The 23,694-nt window shown below is 64.1% G+C and carries 18 protein-coding genes, 2 pseudogenes and 1 riboswitch; of the genes and pseudogenes, 7 read left to right on the top strand and 13 right to left on the bottom strand.

All coding sequences use genetic code 11. The annotated features are described in order from the left end of the window. Window positions 1-116: 116 nt before the first annotated feature. Window positions 117-272 (bottom strand): hypothetical protein, encoded by a 156-nt coding sequence (locus tag GJB56_RS31540; protein WP_195849652.1) that lies wholly within the window; start codon window positions 270-272, stop codon window positions 117-119. A gap of 912 nt (window positions 273-1,184) precedes the next feature. Between GJB56_RS31540 and GJB56_RS32160 the strand changes: the two are divergent. Continuing rightward, window positions 1,185-1,332, top strand: a pseudogene (locus GJB56_RS32160) (IS256 family transposase); the annotation flags it as partial. 120 nt (window positions 1,333-1,452) lie between these two features. Here GJB56_RS32160 and GJB56_RS31535 read toward each other — a convergent pair. From GJB56_RS31535 to GJB56_RS30820, 4 genes and pseudogenes are all read right to left on the bottom strand, one after another. Next, window positions 1,453-1,677, bottom strand: coding sequence for a hypothetical protein (locus GJB56_RS31535; protein WP_162793467.1), 225 nt, complete (start codon window positions 1,675-1,677; stop codon window positions 1,453-1,455). 2,477 nt (window positions 1,678-4,154) lie between these two features. Then, on the bottom strand, window positions 4,155-4,436 hold the full coding sequence (locus tag GJB56_RS30830; RefSeq protein WP_154606749.1) for a hypothetical protein: 282 nt from the start codon (window positions 4,434-4,436) through the stop codon (window positions 4,155-4,157). Window positions 4,437-4,846: 410 nt separating this feature from the next. After that, window positions 4,847-6,169, bottom strand: coding sequence for a Na+/H+ antiporter NhaA (gene nhaA, locus GJB56_RS30825; protein WP_113684430.1), 1,323 nt, complete (start codon window positions 6,167-6,169; stop codon window positions 4,847-4,849). Between the two features lie 25 nt (window positions 6,170-6,194). Continuing rightward, window positions 6,195-6,618: pseudogene (locus GJB56_RS30820) on the bottom strand (BCCT family transporter); the annotation flags it as partial. Between the two features lie 836 nt (window positions 6,619-7,454). Further along, window positions 7,455-7,546, top strand: a riboswitch (Fluoride riboswitch). 16 nt (window positions 7,547-7,562) lie between these two features. Between GJB56_RS30820 and GJB56_RS30815 the strand changes: the two are divergent. The 5 genes from GJB56_RS30815 (at window position 7,563) to GJB56_RS30795 (ending at window position 10,277) form a co-directional block, all read left to right on the top strand. Beyond that, window positions 7,563-8,060: a fluoride efflux transporter FluC gene (locus GJB56_RS30815; protein ID WP_230091261.1), complete on the top strand. Its 498-nt coding sequence runs from the start codon at window positions 7,563-7,565 to the stop codon at window positions 8,058-8,060. After that, on the top strand, window positions 8,057-8,422 hold the full coding sequence (gene crcB / locus GJB56_RS30810; RefSeq protein WP_113684433.1) for a fluoride efflux transporter CrcB: 366 nt from the start codon (window positions 8,057-8,059) through the stop codon (window positions 8,420-8,422). Before GJB56_RS30815 ends, crcB begins: the two co-directional genes overlap by 4 nt. Window positions 8,423-8,432: 10 nt before the next feature. Beyond that, window positions 8,433-8,981, top strand: a complete 549-nt coding sequence (locus GJB56_RS30805; protein ID WP_113684434.1) for a universal stress protein — start codon at window positions 8,433-8,435, stop codon at window positions 8,979-8,981. A 64-nt stretch (window positions 8,982-9,045) separates the two neighbouring features. Further along, window positions 9,046-9,609, top strand: a complete 564-nt coding sequence (locus GJB56_RS30800; RefSeq protein ID WP_113684435.1) for a histidine phosphatase family protein — start codon at window positions 9,046-9,048, stop codon at window positions 9,607-9,609. 122 nt (window positions 9,610-9,731) lie between these two features. Then, complete coding sequence (locus tag GJB56_RS30795; RefSeq protein ID WP_162793471.1) at window positions 9,732-10,277, top strand: universal stress protein; 546 nt, start codon at window positions 9,732-9,734, stop codon at window positions 10,275-10,277. A 105-nt stretch (window positions 10,278-10,382) separates the two neighbouring features. Here the strand turns inward: GJB56_RS30795 and GJB56_RS30790 are convergent, their stop codons facing one another. After that, window positions 10,383-10,952 carry a metalloregulator ArsR/SmtB family transcription factor gene (locus tag GJB56_RS30790; protein WP_154606748.1) on the bottom strand — a complete coding sequence of 190 codons (570 nt, stop codon included), beginning with the start codon at window positions 10,950-10,952 and terminating at the stop codon, window positions 10,383-10,385. Window positions 10,953-11,141: 189 nt separating this feature from the next. Here GJB56_RS30790 and GJB56_RS30785 point away from each other — a divergent pair, with 189 nt between their 5' ends. After that, entirely contained in the window at window positions 11,142-12,431 is a 1,290-nt protein-coding gene (locus GJB56_RS30785) for an APC family permease (RefSeq protein ID WP_113684437.1), read from the top strand. A 101-nt stretch (window positions 12,432-12,532) separates the two neighbouring features. Here the strand turns inward: GJB56_RS30785 and GJB56_RS30780 are convergent, their stop codons facing one another. The 7 genes from GJB56_RS30780 to GJB56_RS30750 are packed head-to-tail and all read right to left on the bottom strand — an operon-like array spanning window position 12,533 to window position 23,592. Beyond that, window positions 12,533-14,965, bottom strand: a complete 2,433-nt coding sequence (locus GJB56_RS30780) for a glycoside hydrolase family 65 protein (protein ID WP_113684438.1) — start codon at window positions 14,963-14,965, stop codon at window positions 12,533-12,535. Further along, complete coding sequence (locus tag GJB56_RS32030) at window positions 14,962-16,371, bottom strand: beta-phosphoglucomutase family hydrolase (protein ID WP_113684439.1); 1,410 nt, start codon at window positions 16,369-16,371, stop codon at window positions 14,962-14,964. The genes GJB56_RS30780 and GJB56_RS32030 overlap by 4 nt, the downstream gene beginning before the upstream one ends. After that, entirely contained in the window at window positions 16,368-18,926 is a 2,559-nt protein-coding gene (locus GJB56_RS30770) for a plasma-membrane proton-efflux P-type ATPase (RefSeq protein WP_205318869.1), read from the bottom strand. Before GJB56_RS30770 ends, GJB56_RS32030 begins: the two co-directional genes overlap by 4 nt. 13 nt (window positions 18,927-18,939) lie before the next feature. Then, the gene (locus GJB56_RS30765; RefSeq protein ID WP_230091274.1) at window positions 18,940-19,962 is read right to left on the bottom strand and encodes a class I fructose-bisphosphate aldolase; all 1,023 of its coding nucleotides are present in this window, start codon (window positions 19,960-19,962) and stop codon (window positions 18,940-18,942) included. A 59-nt stretch (window positions 19,963-20,021) separates the two neighbouring features. Then, window positions 20,022-22,406: a phosphoketolase family protein gene (locus GJB56_RS30760; RefSeq protein ID WP_113684441.1), complete on the bottom strand. Its 2,385-nt coding sequence runs from the start codon at window positions 22,404-22,406 to the stop codon at window positions 20,022-20,024. Then, window positions 22,403-22,732, bottom strand: a complete 330-nt coding sequence (locus tag GJB56_RS30755) for a hypothetical protein (RefSeq protein WP_154606747.1) — start codon at window positions 22,730-22,732, stop codon at window positions 22,403-22,405. The genes GJB56_RS30760 and GJB56_RS30755 overlap by 4 nt, the downstream gene beginning before the upstream one ends. Beyond that, window positions 22,729-23,592, bottom strand: coding sequence for a slipin family protein (locus GJB56_RS30750; RefSeq protein ID WP_113684443.1), 864 nt, complete (start codon window positions 23,590-23,592; stop codon window positions 22,729-22,731). Before GJB56_RS30750 ends, GJB56_RS30755 begins: the two co-directional genes overlap by 4 nt. Window positions 23,593-23,694 lie beyond the last annotated feature (102 nt).

Below are 23,694 nucleotides of genomic sequence, written 5' to 3'. Positions count from 1 at the left end.
GGCAACGCCGCGGCGAAGCGATACCCACCATCAATCGTGGAGGCGTCGGCACCTCTTTACCTGATATCAGATCGGACAGGGTTGCGAGGGAAGGTGGAGCAAACGTCGCGACGGCTTCAGTAGTAGTGCCGCCTGCCACCGACCCCGCGTCCAGCGGCACCGAGGGCGAAAAGGATGGCTCCGACAATCACGAGAACAATGCCGAACGTCCACAGGATCGGAATTCCAGCCAAGTAGCCGACGATCAACACGACAATCCCGACGATGATCATGCCCGACTCCTTCGCACCAGGTAACTGTCGGCGTCGTACCCGCTGGGTACGGCCCGCAAACAAGACGATCTGCACATACCAGCCGATCAGGGGAAACTTCCAGACCCCACATGACTGCGGTCAGGCACTGAAACCGTCCGTGCCGCGGCACCGATCCCAGATCGAGCGTTCGCTTGCAGGCGCATGTGGCCGCAGAACCGCCTCCACCGGTTTCGATGCAAGCACCTACCGACCGCCTCAACCTGGTCGAGGCCCAATTCGAGGCGATTTGCATATGGGACGAACCGAAACGCCGCCGCCTTCCTCCCCGACAGTTGGCATTCGACCATCTACTTCTCACAAAATGGCAGAAGCAGACCAGAGTGACGAGCGGCGCCTACGGCTGACTGCTTAACCGCAGGCACCTGGCCCGACAGCCCTCCAACACACCGTCGGCGTGCACCGCTTCATACCCATGGTCCTACCCATCCGCACGGTCGAGGAAACAGCGCGTGCCGGCATCCCGCGAACCGAAGCGCCGCGCAAAGGTCACACTCGGACACCGCGGTCGCAGGGGTGATCCGTTGTACGGCATCCGCTGACGCGCGAGACGTTGCGCACCGACAAACAAAGAGTACGAACCGAGTCTGTATTCGCGGACGAGCAGCACAACGATGTCGAGGTCACCGAACACATATATCAGTGACTTGTCGCCGCCTACGCAGACCCGAGCCCTCGGGTGGGGAAGTTGGCGATGTTCGAGGCACTCACACGAATCAAATCCGGTGCCCCAAAAGAACGTGCGGAGTTTTGGGGACGGCAAGAACAACGGTGTAACTCTGAAAGACGATTGCCACTGTGACTGATGTGATTGATCATGCGGCACAGACGAACTCGGTTCAGCCGGGCGTCAGCGATGCGCGGCTCAAAGAGCTGGTCGAGCAGGCGCGAGCCGAAGGGCTGCCGTTGACCGGCGATGGCGGGTTGATGGCGAAACTGACCAGGCTGGTCGTGGAGTCCGCGCTCGAAGGCGAGATGGACGAGCACCTCGGCTACGGCAAGAGCGACCCGGCAGGAGAGGCAGCGGCAACTCCCACAACTCAGGTGTCGAGGTCGGGGGCATTTTGCATTTCACGCGCCCGGCCGCGCTGACGTTCCCTGTGTGCTCCCGGCCGCTCAGGAAAATACGGGGCGACAATGCCTACGACGTGTGTTGGTATTCGTACTCCGTTCCGATCGGGACATGGAAGGTGACAAGCGCTCCGGCCGAGATGAGGAAAACTTTCTCAGATCCTTCTATCGTCGCCCGAACCAGACCTGTGCCCCTACCGTTCATGATGGTCGCGACATCCAACATCAGGCGCTTTACCTCGTCGACAGGCAGCTCGTAGCCGTCCGCGCCGTATTGGAAGACTGCCTCGGTCATTTCCGGATTGTGATCAGGATTTCGGTGCTTCACAGCTCTCAAGTCTGCCAACCGAGGTGAAGTTGACGAAAGGTGGCCCAACCATTCACGTGCAAACATCGGTGGCCTGCCCAGTCGCTGGCCACTATCCATCGGGCGGACCAAGGCGGCGCCCTGCCTGAATCGAAGGCTGCCAGCCACGTGTGAGCGAAACGGAACTACAGATCGGAGCACCCTCCACACGGTGCCGTGCGCCAAAGCAGACAAAGGAAGGCACACCGTTCAGTCGACCGCCGAGGCGATTCCAGTCGCACTTCGGCGGTCCGCGCGCGCCGCAGCAGACCAATGAGACGGCACGCAGGTCGGGTGCCTCGCCCGCACACGTGTGACCGCTCACGAGCGAGGCGTGCATCCCGATGGACAATCGGAAAGCGCAGCCGACTTTACCGAAGGACGATGTGACCCGCCGGACCTGATACCGACCGATGCCGAGAGAGGCAGGCATTCAGGGGTGCCCACTCGGCGTGCCGTCGGGGACGCCGAGTGAGCGTCTGCGCGCCGCAGTCTGGGGAGACGGACACGCAGGTCGGAAGGTCCGCCGTTGGGCAGAGCTCGTAGGGGGTTCTGCCCACCGACGGACAATATGAGAGCCTAACGCGCCGCCGCCATCACGGGATAGGTAAAGAAATGACCCGATGCACCCGGAAAACGGGGTTGTGTTTATCGCTGCTGGTCGAGGACTTTCGACGTTCACCGAACTTTTCCGTGCCCTCGCGGCGCACCGGACGGATGCCTCACCCGCACAGCCCAGACAACGACGGCGATCGCGGACACCACCACAGTTGCAGGCACCATGAATTTCAGCCGACGCATCACGAACGTCAGCGTAACGACGCAAGCTGCGTGCGAGCGGACGAAGTCGCGAGCCCTCGCACCCGTGGTCACAACGGGGGGCGACCCACCCCCGGCGAGTGACAGCCAGCAGGCAGGTCGTGTGCGACATCCCCGAACTCGAATGACTACCTTGCCGCACCAGATGGGTAGCCGGGGGCAGCGGAATCGAAACCCCGGCCGACAATATTTATCGACTGGGGTTCCTCGAACGTCGTCGATGCTGAGCACTCGGCACGCAGCGACCCACCTGCCGTGTCGAGCAGACCCCTCATGTCCCACCCCACCTACCGAATCTAAAACAGCACAACAGATTTGGTCTAGCGGGTTGCGTTCGACAAGGTAAATGAAAGGACTAACGGCCCGATCCCGGCGTTGATGTGCCGATGCGGACGGCGTGCAGGGTTCACCGGCGAGAGTGTGCCCAGCACGCCGGTGAACCCTGGGTGCGCCGAGAACCGAGACGGAAGAGGCGAACCGTTCGTGGTGCCCCAGCGACGATCTGGGGAGATCGCGCCGGCGGGACGTCCATACCCGAAGTTTGGGGTTCGGGTGATGCCGCCACCGAAAATATACGGAGAGCTGGTTTCCGATACCAGTGATCGCCCGGTAACGGGCACTTGGCAGTTTGATCAACGCGTTCAGCACACACGCTCCCCCGATCATCAGAAGTCCCGATGCATTGTGGGGAAGCACTGCGCGCACGTGGGCCCGGGAGGGGCAGGTCGGCGGGGACTGGAGGCGAGTCGTCCCTCTCAATACCGTCCGACAACTGGCCTCAACATCGACGATACGCGGGTGCCCACACCCGCCAGCGGACTGGCGGGTGTGGGCTTGTGCGGCCGAACTGACCACTCAGAATTGCCGCTACGGTAATGCTATTCATCTCTATCGGCTGACGGACGCTTTCGGTAGCACCCAATCGACTGCGGGTGACGGCACCAGGGCAGCCAGTTCGTGAATTGATGTGGTCCGCCCGGTCGCTCGTCAGTAGCAACCGGGCGGAATGGGTGCGCACTGTGCCTGGCAGGCGAAGCGTGCAGTCCACAGGTGACCCACCGATTTCTGTGTGACAGTTCCCGGCGAGCCGTGCGTCCGAACCGGCAAAGGCGGACACACCGTCAATGCTACTTCGCGTAGCTCTGCACCGAAGCGTGCAACTTCCTCGGCCAATGCGACAACCTGAACCCTGATATGTGGTGTACGTGTTGACCGCTAGTGATGGATCGATCCCACGCAGTGCCTATTCGACGACGATGTCATCTCGGGTGGACAATGTCCCGACGACATGCGCCCGTCGCTACCTACCGCAGACGATCTCGCTTGTGATCGCAAGACTCGGGCGTCCCGGGCCTCGACAATACCGAGACGGCGCTGGTCGTCGCTCGGGTCGACGGAACGGGCGGTGATGTCACAGCGTCACCTCAACCTACCGTCTATTCATACACCGGCGGCGCGACGTCCCCGGGGTTTCCGAAGATCCGAACAGCCTGTGCGACAACGGCATAGGAAAAATCTGGAACTTGAGCTTCGGGAGGCAAAGCCGACAGCCTTTCTTTCGTCAACGGCGAGTTGAGTGCCCGCAGCGGTGTCGCCGCTCGCCCCAGCTAGGGGGCGAACACTTCGACAGCAGCCTCATGCGGGGTGCCGAGGCGTCCGATCTCGTCGACGATCTTGTCGAAGGTGAGCCACACCTGATCTTCCAGCTGCTCGGCGAAGAGAGTGTAGGAACCCCACGACCATTGGGCACGTTGGAGATTCGAAGTCACGCTCACGGCTCCGCCGGCTGTCCTGCCGCTCAGTTGCCCGTCCTCCCACGCCCAGTCGACTTCAGGTTCGGGTGCGGTGTTCCCGTGCGGCATGGTCATGTCGATCGCGTTCGCTCTCATCGATTCCTTGCACTCGTGCATCTGTCGGAACAACACCATGCACCTCTGACGGCACTGCTTCGGGCTGCAATCCATGCAACCACGGATTGCGGACGCGGTGAACCGGTCCTTCGATACCTGTCCGGGTCCTTACCGAGGTTTGCCCAGGTATGTCCGACTTTCCTCTCATCGAAATCGATACCCGACTGTGACATACCCGCGCAGCACATCGTTGTCGGGTTCAACTTCGTTGTCGCAGAAAGAATATTTGACACATTTTCCTCGATGGGGGTGAACGAACAGTGTTGACAACCGTTGCCGAGGGCCGTGTTTCGTTCAAACCGATGGAACGCCGGACTCCATCGGAACGCATCGACGAGATGAGACGACCGGAAACGGCAAACTGGAAATTCAATGCGCAACTGGATAGTTCAGTCGCCGGTTTGATACATGTCCGGAATTCCGTCGCCATCGTCGTCTCGCTTCTCGTTCTCGGCGATGACTCGGTAGACGCGATTTCGGAGGCGAAGGACTATCGACGCCAACAGTGCCGCGAGTACCGAACCGGCCAGAACACCGATCTTGACGTGGTCGTCGCGGAGGGAACCGGCACCGAACGCGAGATCACCGATCAGCAGTGAGACGGTGAATCCGATTCCCGCAAGAACCGCCACACCGAACACATCGATCCAGGCCAAGCCCTCGTCGAGCACCGCCCGGGTAAACCTCGCGAGCAGGTAGGTTGTACCGAACACGCCGATGGTCTTGCCCACCACGAGACCGGCGATGATGCCCAGGGCGACGGAATCGGTCAACGCATCGGTGAGCCCGGAGATTCCCCCCACGGTGACTCCGGCCGCGAAGAAAGCGAAGACCGGCACTGCGAAGCCCGCGGAGAGCGGCCTGATCCGGCGTTCGAAGTACTCGGCGAGGCCGGGCCCGGCATCCGGTCCTCCTGCAGCTCGGCTGCGAACGACCGGGACCGCAAACCCGAGGAGTACCCCGGCGACGGTGGCATGGACACCGGATTCATGAACCAACACCCAGGTCGCGAGAGCAAGCGGCAGGAGAACCCACCCCGATCTCACCCGTTTCTGTACGGCCAGCGTGAACAACGCCAGCGGGATCAGTGCTGCGCCCAGCATCGCGACATCGAGATCGTCGGTGTAGAAGATCGCGATGACGGTGATGGCCAGAAGATCGTCCACCACAGCCAAGGTCAACAGAAATGTTCGCAGAGCCGACGGGAGATGCGTACTCACCACCGCCAGCACAGCGACGGCAAAGGCGATGTCGGTGGCCGTGGGGATCGCCCACCCCGCCAAGGCCCCGTCACCGGTTCGGAGATTGACGAGAACGAAGATCAGGGCCGGAACCAGCATGCCGCCGACCGCTGCCGCGATCGGAAGCGCAGCACGGCTGGGATCCCGCAGATCCCCGGCGACGAATTCTCGTTTGAGTTCGAGGCCGACGACGAAGAAGAAGATGGCCAGCAGGCCGTCCGCAGCCCAGGTTTCGAGGGGCAGATTCAACCCCAGCGAGCCGGGGCCGATCCGGAATTCGGAGAGTGCGTCGTAGGAACCGGCCCACGGCGAATTCGCCCAGACGAGCGCAACGACCGTTGCGGCCAGGAGCAACGCACCGCCCACCGTCTCGCCGCGCAGCAGCGCCGCGATCCGCGTGGCCTCAGACCACGAACCGCGCGCGAAGAGCGCGCGTTTACCTGCCGGCGGATGCGGTGGGAGTTCGGTCATGTGGTGACCTGCTTTCGGTTGACGGTTCCATGGCCTGATTGACATCGGCATCGGTGGATCCGGCGACGCGGCCGACGATCGGAGGGAGTCACGTAGTGTGAAAGCGGCTCTGCCGCTGCGTAAAACGCCAGGCCAATGTCCCTGCCGGTGCTCAAGCGCATTGCAAGCCACGACAGCACACCGAACTCCAGGTTGCTCGTCGTCCGACCCAACCCGATGTTGCCGACGCGGCTGATTCCGCAGTACAACGCGAACAGCACAAATCCGGTAGCAGTGAGGATGCACCACCAACCGGCCCCGTCCACGATCGCTGCATTGAGGGATTCCAACGCACGCTTCGCGGTCCCGGCATAGACAACTGGAAACACGATCATCGTGAAGATGACGATTGGCACGGGACTGGAAACCTGTGTTCGGATTCCACGCCAGGCTTCTTCAACCGTGTTCACGTGTGCTCCCTCGAGTTACCGTGTCGGACGATCACGCCTTAGAACTGGCGCGGTTGTGTCTGTCCTGCGACCGGCCTGAACGGAGGTAGACATTCATTGATGGCGAGTTCGAACTTGTTCGACCGTAGATGGCTTGGCGGCGGTTGCTCAAATCGCAGCGTCGTGAAATGCGGAACTCGGACGGGAGAAGAGGCGTTCGTCGAGGGGCAAGTCGATCACCGCATCGGATCGTCGGCGCAGGCTTCGAGTCAGATGCAGAGTGCATCCGGAACGGCGGTTTTCGCGCAGTCGCCTATTCGCGCACACTCTCTCGTCGGGGTAGGTTTCTGGCTCTGATGGCTTATCTCGAAGTGAACGCATGAATAATTCCGACAACTGCTCCATCGTGGTTCCGCTGGCCGCTGCGACGTACGTTGCACTGATAGCGCTGTTGTTCCTCGTCGCGTAACCGATACCGAGCCTCGAACATCGACCGGCACCCACCAACGCATCGACCTGATGGGCAAGATCCTGATCTGCGCTCGAAGGCCCGGCGCAACCGAACAATATCTGTCGAAAATACCCTTAAGGGTCATTCGACATAGCGCTACGACATGATTTTCTCGACATAGCCGACTTGCACAAGTGTGACTTTCGACCGATTGCGGCGTGGTTTCTAATGCCGATGGTGTCCTCCCGACGACTACTGCGTGATGGTTGCCGTCACGGGCGTTGACGGAGTCGTGCAATCGTCAAGGAAGATCCCATCCGCCCCCGATACCGATGTGTAGTGGCGTTCGCCGGGCTTCGAAATGTGATCGAAGGCGACTGCCTCGGGACGGGCACGGCTACTACAATCGGTAACAGGCGATGGATCTCCGCCTAGACACACCCTTCGGAGGGTGCTCTGAACCGCCCCACTCCCGGGGCTGATGGCTCCTTCCCACCGTGGAAGGAGTACGTCTGTGGCCCGTAGACCCGATCCCGCACCGACACTGCCGATCGACCCCGATTCCGTTCCCCGCGAGCCGGGGCCGGGGCCGCTGCATGTACGACCGTCTGCGATCGCGGCGGTAGCCGTCGGCGGCCTGCTCGGTGCCCCTCTGCGTTACGGACTCACTCTGGCGTTTCCGATCTCTGCCGGACAGTTCCCCTGGACGACGTTCGCGATCAACGTCGCCGGAGCATTGCTGTTGGGACTGCTGCTCGAGGCCCTCACCCGGCTCGGTGAGGACGCCGGATGGCGCCGACGGGTGCGACTGGGTGTCGGCACCGGTGTGCTCGGCTCCTTCACCACGTACAGCGCACTTGCCGTGGACACCGATCTACTCCTCCACGATCACCACATGTGGTCCGCAGTTCTCTACGCGGTGGTCAGTGTGGTGGTCGGTCTCGTCGCGACCACAGTCGGAATCGCTCTCGGAGCACAGGTCCGGGCCCGACGCCCAGAAGGAATCCGATGATCACATTGTGGATTGCACTCGCAGGTAGCGCCGGCGCGGTGAGCCGGTTCGTTCTCGACGGCGCGATACGGACCCGACGCAATACCGAATTACCTTGGGCCACAGTGATTATCAACATCACCGGCTCACTGATCCTGGGACTGGTCACCGGGGCCGTCATCTTCCACGGCGCCTCTCGCGAACTGCAGTTGATCGTCGGTGTCGGGTTCTGCGGCGGGTACACCACCTTCAGTACGGCAAGTTTCGAGACCGTGCGATTGATCCAACGCCAATGCTATTGGCCTGCTTTCGGCAATGCGGTAGGAACCCTGGCACTGACCTTGTCCGCCGGGGCGGCCGGTCTCGCCCTGGCGGGACTGTGAGGAGGACGAGATGAGTAAAGACGGACGTCACCGGTTCACCGAGAACCAGAAGTCACTGACAGCGCTGCATATCGACGGCCCCGCTGCAGTTGATCCCCCTAGCTGTCATCTGGTGGTCGGATTCGATCGGGGTGCCGGCTCGCACGCGGCCTTGGGGTTCGCTGTCGATTTCGCGCTGCACGTCCATGCCGGTGTGCACGTCGCGCACAGCGTCGACCCCAACGACCTACCGATCGATCCCGATTCCCCCAACTACGAGAAAGAACTCGCCGCCGGGCTCGAATCCGAACGCATCCAGGCGTGCGCCATGCTGGCACCGCTGCCCGGGAACTGGTCGTACGACTGCACCCGCGACGATCCCATGCGGCTGCTGAACTCGATCGCCGAGACGTACGACGCGCTGATGATCGTCATCGGAACACCACGCCGCGGATTCATATCGACGATGGAACGCATGTCCGGTGAGTCGGTGTCCGCGCATCTGATCCACAAAAGCCACCGACCGCTGTTGATGATCCCGGCGCAGGCCAGGTCTACCGGATGGACGGCCTCGCCGTGACAACTGCTACTGACCAACGGAGGCAAGGAGAACGGCACGCAGGACCGATGAGAGAGGAACCGTCATGACCTCTCAGCTCTACCTCGTCCGCCACGGACACACCGCCCTCAACGCCGAAGACCGTCTGCGCGGCCTGGCAGATCCTCCGCTCGACGAGATCGGAGAGCGACAAGCCGCCGCAGTGGCGAGGGCCCTGAGCGATACCGGTGTAAGTCGGGTTCTGTCCAGTCCACTCCGTCGCGCGGTCCGCACTGCCCAGATCATCGCAGAGGCACTGGGCATCGAGCAGCGCGTCGATGCGCGCTTCAACGACCGCGACTACGGATTCTGGACCGGGCACCGCAAAAGCGAGGTACTCACAGAATGGGGCACCGTCGATGCGGCTCCCGGAGTCGAAACGTCCGAGACCGTCCTCGCCCGTGCCCTACCCGCACTCGACGAAATCGCCGCCTCGCGTGCCGATTCGGCACCGTTGATCGTCGTCACCCACGACGCCGTCATCCGGCCACTGATGCTGCACATCGACCCGGACGCAACGATGATCACCGTCCACACGGGGTCCTACCAAGCGCTCACCTACTGTGAGAGGAGGTGGAGGATCGACCTCATCGATCAGCAACCCCTCTGACCATCACCTCGGATGAAAGTTTCACCCAGCCCGTCCGGCGCCCGTGAGTGCGACTGTCCTTACGGGCCTGCACCTTCCGGCACCTGGATGCGATGGTCGTCCACCCTTCCAAGGAGACCTCCATGAATCATCAGCAGAATGTTTCGCACGCGTCGCGCTCACCGCTGACCTGTCATCTGCAGGAAACCCGCTCGCATCTCCCCGCCGTAGGGCATGTCGTTGTCGGATTCGGTTCCGGCTTCCCCAGTAGCAATGCCCTGACCTTCGCCGCGGATTTCGCAGCAAAGCAGGGAGCAGCGCTGCATGTCGTGCACTGTGTCGACATCGAAGACATGCCCGTCGAAACCGATTCACCCTATTACGAAGATCGCTTCCATCAGGCGGTCACTGCCCAACGCGACCACGTACTAGCGATTCTGCACACCTTCCCTGGTAACTGGACCTACGACTGCCACCGCGCCGAACCTGCACAATATTTGATGACAATCGCCGACACATACGGGGCCTTCGTCGTCGTGATCGGCGCTCCGCGACGGGGAGCAGTATCGGCCGCCGGCGACCTGTTTCACACTTCGGTCTCGAATCGGCTGACCCGTCAGGACCGGTACCCGGTGCTCATGATTCCGCCCACAGTCACCGCTGCAGCCTGGCCGGACGAATTCGCGTGAGCATGAAGATATTTCGGTCCAGTCGTTGCCGAGTGCGTCAGCGAGGGGTGGCCGTGACCTCGCGATGTCAGAGTCTCGGAAACACTGCTGCCGGTCACGTGACGATCAGGTCGGAGACTCCCTCACGCGGACATGCTGCCTGCGCAGGAGGACACGCACAGGCTCGTCCACCAAACGGTAGTACATCTGCCGACCGTCCCGTGTCCGCGAGACAATCTTCCAATCACGGAGTATCCGAACAGCGTGCGAGACCGCTGATGCGGTCATGTCTGTGGCGACGGCAAGGTCCATGACGCACAGAGGTCCAGCACTCAAACAATGCAGTATTCGTAGTCGGTTCGGGTCTGCCATCGCTTCGAAGCGGTTGCGCCACAGTTCGAAATCGCATCCGGAGAAAGACCGGCGTGCGGGTTGCGAATATGCCTGCGAACGTGGAGCAAGAGGTGAGTCTGTCCCTCGGCCTCCCCGCGGCGCGCCGTCGACGATGGCCGCAGCGGCGATGAAGGGCGACAGAATGGCGTTCAGTTTGTCGGCGTTCGACTTTCGCATATCGATCCGGTAGTCGATCCCTCGAAACGAGAACTCCACACACAGCGCAGCACCGTCGATCACATCGCCGTCGAGATCGTCGATTACACACCGGACGAGTTTTTCGGCCACCGTGCTCGCTTCCATCGCCCAACCCGCCTACATTGCACGTTCCCGCCACCATGGCGCGGCGCATCCGAGACCTCGCTGAACGACTCATCGGCCATCGATCCGAGAACTCCAGCCGGACCCGACGCGGATGTCCTGCCCACCAGGTCGCCGTGACCTGCTCCGATTCGCCGTCCTTCTTGTGTGTGCGGCGGATAGACTTCGGTGATGCCCCGATCCGCGCGTGCGGTCTCACATCCGATCGGGTTGTGGGGCGTTGTCGCTATCGGTGTCGGAGGAATGGTCGGTGGCGGGATCTTCGCCGTCCTCGGACTGTCGGTACAAATAACCCAAGGCGCCGCACCGCTCGCGTTCCTCCTGGCAGGGCTGATCGCATTGCTGACCGCGAGATCGTATGCGCTGCTCTCGAAGTCGTACCCGAGCCGCGGCGGCACGGTCACGTTCGTCAACCGTGCATTCGGTACCGGATTGTTCTCCGGCGGGATCAACGTGTTGCTGTGGCTGAGCTACATCGTCATGTTGGCGCTGTACGCCCAAGCGTTCGGAAGCTACGCCTCCACCTTTCTGCCACCGGACTACCGCAGCATCGGTAAACATCTTTTTCTCACCGCGGCGATCGTCCTCATCACCGTCCTCAACATCGCCGGCGCATCCACGATCGCTCGCACCGAACGCTATGTCGTGGCCATCAAGATCGCGATCTTGGTGTTGTTCGTCGCGGTCGGGCTGGCCGGTGTATCCGCGACACGGCTCGGGCCGTCGCAGTGGAGCTCCCCGATCGCCATCGTGGCCGGCGGCATGATCATCTTCTTGGCCTACGAAGGCTTCGAACTCATCGCCAACGCCGCCGAGGACGTCGACGATCCGGGGCGTACTCTGCCCAGGGCTTACTACATTTCGGTGTTGTTCGTGATCGTGCTGTACGTGCTCGTCGCTGTTGTCTCGGTGGGTGCAGTGCCGCTGGCGACCTTGATAGACGCGCGTGACTACGCGCTGGCCGAAGCCGCCCGGCCCGCGCTCGGAGCAGCCGGGTTCACGATGATCGCCGTCGCGGCGATGCTCTCGACCGCATCGGCGATCAACGCCACCTTGTACGGATCAGCTCGGATGATCTACGTCATCGCGAAGTCGAGAGAACTACCTGCCCAGCTCGAGCGGCCCATCTGGAACCGTCCGATCGAAGGGTTGCTGATCACCTCCGGATCGACCGTCGTGCTCGCGAACGCGCTGGACCTCAACAGTATCTCCACGATGGGCAGCGCCGGGTTCCTCATCATCTTCGCCGTCGTGAACGCCGCTGAAGCTCGCACAGCGCGACGGCGTGGATCGGCGCCGTGGATCTCCATCGCGGCGGCGACGGCATGTGCGGGCGCATTGGCAGCTCTTCTCGCCGAGAGCACTCTCGGCGCTGCGACAGTCCTCGCGGTCATGGTGGCGATGTCTTTCGGCATCGAAGCAGCCTTCCGGCACGTCCGCGGCCCGGCACCGCAACTCTGAGGGGTCCTGGCCGTTCATGTCCGAGTCTGGACCGCCCGGCGATCTCGACACCGCGAGCAATCACACCGCGACCACACGGCCGCCGCCGGTGGTCGAGATCGTCATCGGGCGGGTCGCTGGCGGAGCGGTGCCCGGCCGCGGGGTTGGGTTGGTGCCTCGTCTGCCGGTTCATGGGAGGCGGGTGCCGTGCAGGTGGGCCGGGTGATCGGGTTCGCGCAGGTGGGCCGGGTGATCGGGTTCGCGCAGGTGAGTGTGACGGCGAGTCCGTCGTGTAGTAGAGGCAGTGGGTCACCGTCTTTCAGGTGGTAGGTCGTGGTGTGTGGGGTGATGTCGACGACCAGCCTGCTGTTGTGCGTGCACAAGTTCACGGACAGTCGGGTGATGCCGGAGGGCAGGCGCGGAGTGAAGGCGAGGGTGCCGTCGCGGTCACGAAGCCCTGCCAACCCCGCAACGAGCGCGATCCAGATCCCGGCCAGCGCCGCGACGTGCAAGCCGTCGCGGGTGTTGTGTTCGAGGTCGTGCAAGTCCATCAAGGCGGCTTCTGTTAGGTAGTCATAGGCCAGTTCCAGGTGGTTGGTTTCGGCGGCCAGCACCGCCTGCGTGCAGGCCGACAGGGAGGAGTCACGCACTGTGAGGGCTTCGTAGTACAGAAAGTTTCGGACCTTCTGCGCGGGGGTGAACGCCTCACCGCGCAGGTGCATCGCCAGGACCAGATCGGCTTGTTTGACGACCTGTTTGCGGTAGAGATCGAAGTAGGGTGCGTGCAGCAGCAGCGGGTACTGCTCGTCGGTCGTGGCGGCGAAGTCCCAGACCTCGTGGCTGGTGAACCCCTCTGACTGGGGATGCACACCCAGGCCGTGGTCATAACAGATGATCATGGACCGTGCCGCGGCACGCCACGCTGCGGTTTCCCCGGCGTCGATGCCGAGGATGCGGGCCTGGCCGGGGTGGCGCCCGGCGGCGTCGGCCGCGCGGACGAGATTATGCTGCGCCATGAGGTTGGTGTAGACGTTGTTGTCTGCCACCGCCGAGTACTCGTCCGGGCCGGTCACCCCGTCGATACGGAACCCGTGCCGCGTGTCGTAGTGCCCCAGCGAGCACCACAGCCGTGCCGTCTCGGCCAGCAACTCCAGCCCGATATCGCGCTCGAACGCCGTATCTCCGGTGATGTCGAGGTAGCGCACCACCGCGTCGGCGATGTCGGCGCCGACGTGGAAGGCCGCCGTTCCTGCCGGCCAGTACCCGGAACACTCATGCCCGGCGATCGTGCGCCACGGAAACACCGCCCCGGCCAACCCGAGTTGGGCCGCCCGCTCACGCGCCTGGGGCAGGATCGAATGCCGCCACCTCAGCGCGTCGCGCGCGGCGTGCGGGGCGGCGTAGGTGAGCACCGGCAGCACGTAAGTTTCGGTGTCCCAGAACGCATGTCCGCCGTAGCCGGGGCCGGTCAGGCCTTTGGCCGGGATCGCTCGCCCTTCGGCCCGCGCGCCCGCTTGTAGCAGGTGGAACAACGCGAACCGGACCGCTTGCTGCACGCGGGGGTCACCGTCGACCGCAATGTCGGCGCGGGCCCAGAATTCGTCCAGATAGGTGCGTTGCTCGGTCACCAATCCGTCCCATCCGCTCAGCTGGGCGGCGGTGAGGGCGGCGGCGACCTGAGCGGCGACGGCTGGTTGCGAGCGGACCGCCGACCAGCCGTAGGCGACGAATTTGATCAGCCGTAGTCGCTGCCCCGGTCCCACCGTCGTAGTCAGTGTCACCCGCGCCAGATCCGGTGCGCTCGCCGCGACGACCTGCACCGAACGGGCGCCCTTCGAGGCTGTACTCGCTGGCTCCGAGGACGGGCCGTGGATCTTGTGTTCCATCCCCGCGCCCACCCGCAGCCTGCTGACGGCGGTGTGGTGCAACAGCGATCCACCCGTGCCCGTGCAGGCGTGCTGCTCCGATACGAGTGGTGCCAGAAGAGCGGCGGCTTCCCGTGGGTCACCGCCGCTGGGCGGCAGCGCCTCGTTGGCGACCAATTCGGACTGCAGCACGACCTGCACCTCGTCGTCGAGGGCTTCGACGTCGTAGCAGATCGCGGCCACCGACCGCTGTACCAGCGAGACCAGTCGCTGTGAGCGCACCCGCACTCCTCGCCCACCCGGGGACACCCACTGCACCTCGCGAGTGAGTAGCCCGGTCCGGAAATCGAGCACCCGCTCGTGGGTGAGGAGTTGCCCGTAGCGGATGTCGAAGGGCTGATCATCGACCAGCAGCCGGATCAGTTTGCCGTTGGTGACGTCGATGACGGTCTGCCCTGCTTCGGGGTAGCCGTAGCCGGCTTCGGCGTAGGGCAGCGGCCGCGACTCGTACACCCCGTTCAGGTAGGAGCCGGGAAGTCCGTACGGTTCCCCCTCGTCCAGGTTGCCGCGCCAACCGAGGTGCCCGTTGGACAGCGCGAACAGTGATTCGCTCTGCGCCAACACGTCGAGGTCGAGGCTGTCTTCGCGCAGACACCACGGCTCGGTCGTGTAGGCCGGATGGCTGATCACGCCCGGTCCAGAAGTTCGGCCAGATCAGTGACGACGATGTCGGCGCCCGCGGCGCGCAGCGCGTCGGTCTGCCCGACCCGGTCCACTCCCACCACGCATCCGAACCGGCCGGCTCGCCCTGCCTGCACGCCGGACAGTGCGTCTTCGAACACGGCCGCGTGCCGGGGCGGCGCCCCCAGCGCGTGGGCCGCGGCCAGGTAGCTGTCCGGCGCGGGTTTGCCCGCCAGACCGTCGGCGCGCACGTCGAGTCCGCCGAGGCGGGCGTCGAACAACTCCGTGATCCCGGCGGCGGTGAGAATCTCGCTGCAGTTGGCGCTCGAAGACACCACTGCGGTGCGTAGCCCGGCTGCGCGGACGGCCTGCACGTAGCGGACCGACCCTGCATAGGCGTGCACACCGTCGCGGCGGATCCGGCGGAGCAGGATGCTGTTCTTGGCGCTGCCCAGCGCGGTGATCGTTTCCGCTCCGGGCCGGTCCCCGGGGCCGCCGGGCGGCAGTTCGATCCCCCGCGAGGCCAGAAACGAGGCGACGCCGTCTGCCCGGGACTTGCCGTCGACGTAGGTGTCGTAGTCCGCGGCCGGGTTGAACGCTACGAATGGTGTTCCGAGACGGTGCGCCCGCGATTTCAGGTAGTCGTCGAACATCTCCTGCCACGCCGCCGCGTGAACTGTCGCGGTCGCGGTCAGTACGCCGTCGAGGTCGAACAGGCATGCAGTCGTCCCCGCGGGTAGTCCCACTGATCGCGCCGACGCATCGGAAGCGAGCGGTGCCGGCGCTTTGTCGTGGGGCGCATGTGTGGAGGCGCTGCGGTCACCGGGGTCGGCGAGCAGTGCCGGGTCAAGGTTCCACAGCGCGATGCACCGCTCGCCGTGGTGGTCTTCGATCACCGACACCGAGGCCGGGGTGCTGGCGAACAGTCGACCCTGCTCGGCCGGCAGTCCGAGGGCCCGGGCTGCGAGGATGCGGGAGAAGTGCCCGTGAGTGACGACGACTACCGGCCGCGGATCGTTCTCGGCGTGGGAGTGTAGAAGGTCGTCGGCGCGGGTGCCGACGTCGGCGGTGGATTCGCCGTGGGGGCAGCCATCGCGCCAGATGATCCACCCAGGCGCGATGAGACGGATTTGTGGGGTGGTCAGGCCTTCGTAGTCGCCGTAGTCGTATTCGGCCACCACAGGGTCGATCGTGACAGCTCGCTCGGGCAGAGCCAGTGTGGCGGTCTCGGTGGCGCGGCGGCGGGGACTGGACACCACCAGGGGGCTCTGGCCGTGCAGCATGCGTTCGAGGAGCGGCGCCAATTCAGCGGCTTGGTGGCGCCCGCTCGCGGTCAATTCCACGTCGGTGGTGCCGGTGTAGCGGCCGGAGAGGGTCCAGTCGGTCTGACCGTGTCGGACGATGATCAGCTTCATTCGTGCTCCGCTCGCCGCACGAGGCGATCCTCTGCGCTGTGGGGCTCGTCTGCCGGTGGCGGCGTGCCCTCGGTCAGCCCCCCATCATCGAGGTTGGTGGCGGGATCGAGGATGCGGTAGGCGAGAAGTTTGACGCGGTCACTGACCAACGCCCAGATGATCGCGTAACCCCAGACGAACGCGGCCCAGCCCCAGCCCAGCGGTGTCATGAACAGCCCGTAGACGGCGATGAGGGTGGCAATGATCTGGGTGCCGAGTACAGCCATCCACAGGATGCGGGCCGGGCGGATGGACCAGAAGGGGCCGCGGGTCCGGGTGAGGAAGATCGTCAGGTGCCCGGCCACGGACAGCATCAGATACATCATGGTCTGCAGTTGGGGACGGCCCAGATCGAAGACCCGGTCGCCGAGGTAGAACAGACCGAATGCGGCGATCGGCCCGACGACACCGAGCACGGTGGCGATACCCAACACCAGGCGCATGTTCCAGGCTTCAGGCGCCATCTTGAAGTGGACGTTGTCGTAGGCGATGGACAAGATCGCTCCGTCGTTGAGCAACGCGAGCATCACGATCATGATGGCGGTGACCGGGAAGAAGTTGAAGACGAGGATCGCCCCCGTGACGAACAGCAACACCCGCAGAGTTTCGGCGATGCGGTACATCGCGTAGGAGTTCATCCGCTGGAAGATCTTGCGGCTCTCCTTGATCGCGTCGATGATCACCGTAAGGCCGGGGGTCAGCAGCACGATGTCGGCGGCCGCGCGGGCGGCGTCGGTGGCGCCGGAGACGGCGATGCCGCAGTCGGCTTTCTTCAGTGCGGGGGCGTCGTTGACTCCGTCACCGGTCATTCCGACGATATGGCCGCTCTTCTGCAGTACATCGACGATGTGGAACTTGTGCTCGGGAAAGACCTGGGCGAAGCCGTCGGCGGTCTCGATGGACCGCACCCGTGCCGGGGTCTCTTCCTTCTTCACATCGCCGAGGCCGGCGGCATCGAGAATGTGAGTACCGAGCCCGACTTTGGCGGCGGTTTCTTTGGCGATGGCGATCGCGTCACCGGTCACCATCTTCACGCTCACTCCCATCTTCCGGGCTGTGGCGATCGTGGTTTCGGCGTCCTCGCGGGGCGGGTCGAACAGCGGGAGCACGCCCAGGACCCTCCACTGGTCGTGGCCGTCGGAGCGGGCCACCCCCAGCGACCGGTAGCCGCGGGCGGCGAACTCGTTGACCGCGGCCTCGAAGGCCGGTGTGAGCTCGGCGCTGTCACCGGCGAGAGCGAGGATAACCTGCGGGGCCCCCTTGCTGACCTTGAACGTCGCCTCGTCGGCGCCGGTGACGGTGGCCTCGGTGCGTTTGTCGACCGGGTTGAACGGCTCGAAGTGTGTGAGCGTGTACGGCTGCAGCGCACTCTTGTCGCGAAGGCCGCCGAGGACGGCGAGGTCGATGGGGTCGTCGTTGTCTGCGCGCGAGGCCAGCGCACCGGCCAGGACGACCTCGTCGGCCGTGACCTTGTCGACGCTGTACGGGGCACCGAGAGTGAGTGAGTTCTGGGTCAGGGTGCCGGTCTTGTCTGCGCACAGCACGTCCACACCGGCGAGTTCCTCGATCGCGACCAGCCGGCTGACGATGGCCTTCTTCTTGGCCAGTAGCCGGGCGCCGACCGCCATGGTCACCGACAGCACCGTGGGCATCGCGACCGGGATTGCCGCGACAGTCAACACCAGAGCGAACTGCAAGGTGGTCAGCACCGCGTCGCCGCGAAGCAACGAGACGAGCACGATCACCGCGACGAACACTGCCGCGAGGATAATCAGGTAGTTGCCGATCTTGAGGACCGCTTTTTGGAAGTGGCTGACGGTGTGGGCGTCCTCGACGAGTTCGGCGGTCTTGCCGAAGTAGGTGTCGGTGCCGGTGGCGTAGACCAGCGCACCGATCTCACCGCGGCGGATGATGGATCCGGAGAACACCGCATCTCCTGGTGTGCGGGTGGCCGGTAGCGACTCCCCGGTGAGGGCGGACTGGTCGACCTCGATCTCGTCGCCGCCGAGCAGACGAGCGTCGGCGGGGACGATGTCACCGAGCCGTAGTCGGATCACGTCACCGGGAACCAGTTCTCGGGCCGGCGGGGTGACCCATTCGCCGTCACGTTTGACGCGGGCGGTGACGGCGAGTTTCGCTTTGAGAGCGTCGATGGCGTTGCCGGCTTGCCGCTCCTCGGTGTAACCGACCACGGCGTTGGCCAGAAGCAGCAGCAAGATGATGAAGAAATCCGGCCAGTGCCCGACCGCGCCGGACAGGATGACCGCCACTTCGATCATCCACGGGATCGGCCCCCAGAAGTAGGACAGGAACTTCAACAGTGGATTGGTCGTGTGTTCGGCGATCTCGTTCGGGCCGTACCTCGCCAGGCGTGTGTCGGCCTCGGCCTGGGTCAGCCCATCCGGTGAGGCCGCGAGCTGCTTTTGGACCTCGGGCATCGGCAACGTCGTCAAGTCGGACTCCGGGTCAGGTGTCGCCGAACCGCCCGGTGTGGACTGGGTGCTGCCAGTGCTCATGTTGGGCATCCGCCTACTCGAAGTCGGTGCCGCGGCGGGCATTGCGATTGGCCGTAACCCGTCGTTGGATGGCCTGCTGGGCGCGGGTCACATTCGCATCCCGACCGTCCCAGATCGTCAAGGCGGGCTGCTGGATCGCACGGCCGAAGGAGAACGCCACCGGCCACGGCAGCGGTGAGCCGGTGCCGTCGTTGACGGCGGCCAAACGGATCGTGGCGAGATCGCCGGACTGTCCACCGGAAAGGAACACGATCCCGGCAACCGCCGCCGGCACGGCCCGCCGCAGACAGGTACGGGTGGCATCGGCCACGGCCTGCACCGGATCCTGGATCAGGCAATCACGCCCGGGAAGGATCATGTTGGGTTTGAGGAGCATTCCCTCGAGTACGACGCCCTGCTCCTCGAGTTGGTCGAACACGAGGCGAAGCACGTCTTCGGTGACTCGGCCGCACCGCGAGAGAGTGTGCTCGCCGGCCATGAGCACTTCCGGTTCGACGACCGGCACCATGCCGGCTTCCTGGCACAGCGCGGCATACCGCGCCAGCGCGTGCGCGTTCGCGATCATGCACACCCGACTGGGAGTGGCCGCACCGATGGTGAACACCGCCCGCCATTTCGCGAAGCCGGCGCCCAGTTGGCGGTACTCGGCCAGGCGAGCGCGCAGCCCGTCCAGGCCTTCGGTGACCGTCTCCCCGCGATGACCGGCCATCGGTGTCGCGCCGAGGTCGACCTTGATGCCCGTGGCGATCCCAGCGTCGCGTAACACGCTCAGGAACGGCACCTCGTGGGCAGTGCGTTGCCGGATCGTCTCGTCACAGACGATGACGCCGCTGATGCTCTCTCCGAGCTGGGGGGTGGTGACGATCAGTTCCCGGTAGGTGCGGCGGGCCTGCTCGGTCTGGGGGATCGCGAGCTGGGCGAAGCGCTTGTTGCAGGTGGGGATCGATTCGTCGATCGCCAGCAGACCTTTGTCGTCGGCGACCAACGCCCGCGCCGTGTCCGTCACCGTCGTATCCGGCCATGCGGTGTCGGTCAGGGCGGTGTCGATCACGGCGGGGCCCGCGGGCGTGATGGGCACAGGCGGGGGCATGGTCATCATGTGTGCCAGACCCAGTCACGGATCTCGGGCAGGTCCTGGCCGTGGATGTCGATGTAACGGGTGTGCTCGACGAGCTTGTCGGCCATGGTTTGTTTGAGATAGTCGCCGGTGGCGCCGAGTTGCGGGAGCCTGTCGATGACGTCGGACACGAGGTGGAAGCGGTCCAATCGGTTCTGCACGCGCATGTCGAAGGCAGTAGTGATGGTGCCTTCCTCGTTGTAGCCGCGTACGTGCAGGTTGCGGTTGGTGCGGCGGTAGGTGAGGCGGTGGATCAGGGTCGGGTAGCCGTGGAAGGCGAAGATGATGTGCTTGTCGCGGGTGAACAGGGCGTCGTAGTCCCCGTCGGACAGCCCGTGCGGGTGCTCGCTGGCCGACTGAAGTTTCATCAGGTCCACGACATTGACGACTCGGATCTTGAGGTCGGGCAGGTTTTCCCTCAGGATCGATACCGCGGCCAGCACCTCGAGGGTGGGGGTGTCCCCGCAGCAGGCCAACACCACATCCGGTTCGGTGCCGCGGTCGTTGCCGGCCCATTCCCAGATACCGATCCCCTCGGTGCAGTGGATGACCGCGGCCTCCATGCTCAGCCACTGCGGCATCGCATGCTTGCCGGCCACGATCACGTTGACGTAGTGGCGGCTGCGCAGACAGTGATCGGCCACCGAGAGTAGGCAGTTGGCGTCCGGGGGAAGGTAGACGCGGACGATGTCGGCTTTCTTGTTCACGACATGGTCGAGAAAGCCCGGGTCCTGGTGAGTGAAGCCGTTGTGGTCCTGCTGCCAGACGTGGGAGGCGAGCAGGTAGTTCAGCGACGCGATGTCGCGCCGCCACGGCAACTCCCTGGTGACCTTGAGCCATTTGGCGTGCTGGTTGAACATCGAGTCGACGATGTGGATGAACGCCTCGTAGCAGTTGAACAGCCCGTGCCGGCCGGTGAGGAGGTACCCCTCCAGCCAGCCTTCGGACTGGTGCTCGGAGAGCATCGAGTCCAGCACCCGGCCCGCCGGGGCCAGGAATTCGTCGCTTGCGACGGTGCGTGCATCCCACTGCCGATCCGTGACATCGAAGACCGCGCCGAGCAGGTTCGACAGTGTCTCGTCCGGGCCGAAGATCCGGAAATTGCGGCCCTTCTCGTTGAGACGGACCACCTCGCGCAAGAACGTGCCGAGCACGGCCGTGTCCTGGGCCCGGACCGAACCGGGCGCGGTCACGGTGACGGCGTGGTCACGGAAGTCCGGCATCCGCAGATCGCGAAGCAGCAACCCGCCGTTGGTGTGCCGGTTGGCACCCATCCGCCGATCCCCGGTCGGGGCGAGGGCGGCCAGGTCGGGTCGCAGCCGCCCGGTCTCGTCGAACAACTCCTCGGGTCTGTAGCTGCGCATCCAGGCATCGAGCTGCTCGGCATGGCCGGGGTGAGCGTCATCGACCAACAGCGGCACCTGGTGCGCCCGGAACGTGCCCTCGACCTGCAACCCGTCGACGACCTTCGGCCCGGTCCAGCCCTTCGGTGAGCGCAGAACGATCATCGGCCACCGCGCTCGTGTGTTCTCGCCCGAGGTCCGGGCGTGGTGTTGGATGGCGTGAATGGACTCGATCGTTTCGTCGAGGACGGTGGCCATCAGTTCGTGCATCTCTTCGGGGTCGTCGCCTTCGACGTAGCGCGGCGCCCATCCGCAGCCACGCAGGAACTGGTCGAGCTCTTCGGGTTCGATGCGGGCCAGCACAGTGGGGTTGCTGATCTTGTAGCCGTTGAGATGCAGGATCGGCAGCACCGCCCCGTCCCCGACAGCATTGAGGAACTTGGTGGAGTGCCAGGCGGTGGCCAGCGGTCCGGTCTCCGCTTCGCCGTCGCCGATGACGCAGGCCACGATCAGATCCGGGTTGTCGAACGCAGCCCCGAACGCGTGACTGAGCGAATACCCCAGCTCGCCGCCCTCGTGGATCGAACCCGGCGTCGTGGGCGCCACGTGGCTGGAAATGCCTCCGGGGAAAGAGAATTGGGTGAACAATTTCTTCATCCCGGCCTCGTCCAGACCGACATCCGGATAGATCTCACTGTAGGTGCCTTCGAGGTAGGTGTTGGCCACCAACGCCGGACCGCCGTGCCCGGGGCCGGCGACGTAGAACATGTCCAGGTCGTACTTGGTGATGACCCGGTTCAAGTGCACATAGATGAAATTCTGCCCTGGGGTGGTCCCCCAGTGGCCGACGACGAGCGGTTTGACATCCGAAAGCGCCAGCGGCCGCGTCAGCAGCGGATTGTCGTACAGGTAAATCTGGCCCACCGCAAGATAATTCGCCGCCCGCCAATATGCATCCATCCGCGAGAGCAGTTCAGGATCCAAGGTGGGGGCGTCTGGCGTCGCTGCGGTACTTCTCATGTGGTGTCCTCGTCTTCGATGTCCTCGCCTGCGGTGTCATCAGAGTTCGCTGCGGGTCGTTTGGTCTGTGTCGGGTCCGTGGTCGAGTTCGTCAGCAATCGCAGAAGTTGGCGCTCGTCCAATGCGGTCCATGCGCCGCAGGTAGCGCGCCACTGATCGGGGTCGTCTTCGAGTCCGAGAGCACTCGCCTTTCCGGCAGTTGTCGCTTTCCCGGTGGGGCGGCAGGTCGCGATGGTGAACGACTCCTTGAGCTGCGGACGGCAGTGGGAGAGCATCCACCAGCACCCGGCACCGGTCATGGCCAGGAGAATCAACGCGCCCATCATCGCGGGCCTCCCACAGTGGAGACCCCGTTGGGCGGGGCGGCGATCGGAGGGGGAACGGAAGTGGGCGGTGCTGCGGTGCGGCTGGTTGCGGCGGCACCCTCATGGGCCAGGAAAGTTCCGAGTTCGGCGATCGTCGACATCAACGGAGCGGGAAACACGACGGTGGTGTTCTTGTCGACACCGAGCTCGACGAGGGTCTGCAGGTTTCGCAGTTGCAGCGCCAACGGGTGAGCCATCATCGTGTCCGATGCATCACCTAGGGCTGCGGCGGCCATCGATTCACCTTCGGCAGCAATGATTTTCGCGCGCTTTTCCCGCTCGGCCTCAGCTTGGCGGGCCATGGCCCGCTTCATGCTGTCGGGCAATTGAATGTCCTTGAGTTCGACCAGGGTCACCTGCACGCCCCATTCGATGGTGGTCACGTCCAGGATCGCGCGGATATCGAGGTTGATCTTGTCGGTCGCCGACAATGTCTCGTCCAAGGTGTGCTGACCGACGACCTTACGCAGAGTCGTCTGAGCGATCTGATCGATCGCCGAGTAGACATTCTCGATCGCGACTACCGATTTCACCGCATCGACGACCTTGAAATAGGCCACAGCCGAGACGTCGACGCTCACGTTGTCGCGAGTGATGATCCCCTGGGACTGGATGGGCATCGTCACGATTCGCAACGAAACCCTATGCAGCACATCAACTGCAGGAATAATGAGCCGCAACCCGGGTTTGCGCTCGCCGATCACGCGCCCCAGCCGGAACAGCACACCGTCCTCGTACTGTTTGACGATCCGCACCGCCATCGCCAGTAACAGAAGTACGAGTACCACGAGAACGAGGATCACCACGCTCAGCGCGTTCATCACCGGCCACCCGGCTGTGAGTCGTCGCGACCGATACAGACGGCGGCGCCCTTCGCAGACATCGACGTTCCGGAGCGTCGGGCGTACCCCGATGAACGGACC

Origin of the sequence: Rhodococcus sp. AQ5-07, assembly GCF_009707305.1 — a bacterium.
GTDB classification, from domain to species: Bacteria; Actinomycetota; Actinomycetes; order Mycobacteriales; family Mycobacteriaceae; genus Rhodococcus_F; species Rhodococcus_F erythropolis.
The sequence above is the reverse complement of the archived record's forward strand: the minus strand, read 5'-3'. Positions and strand labels throughout refer to the sequence as shown.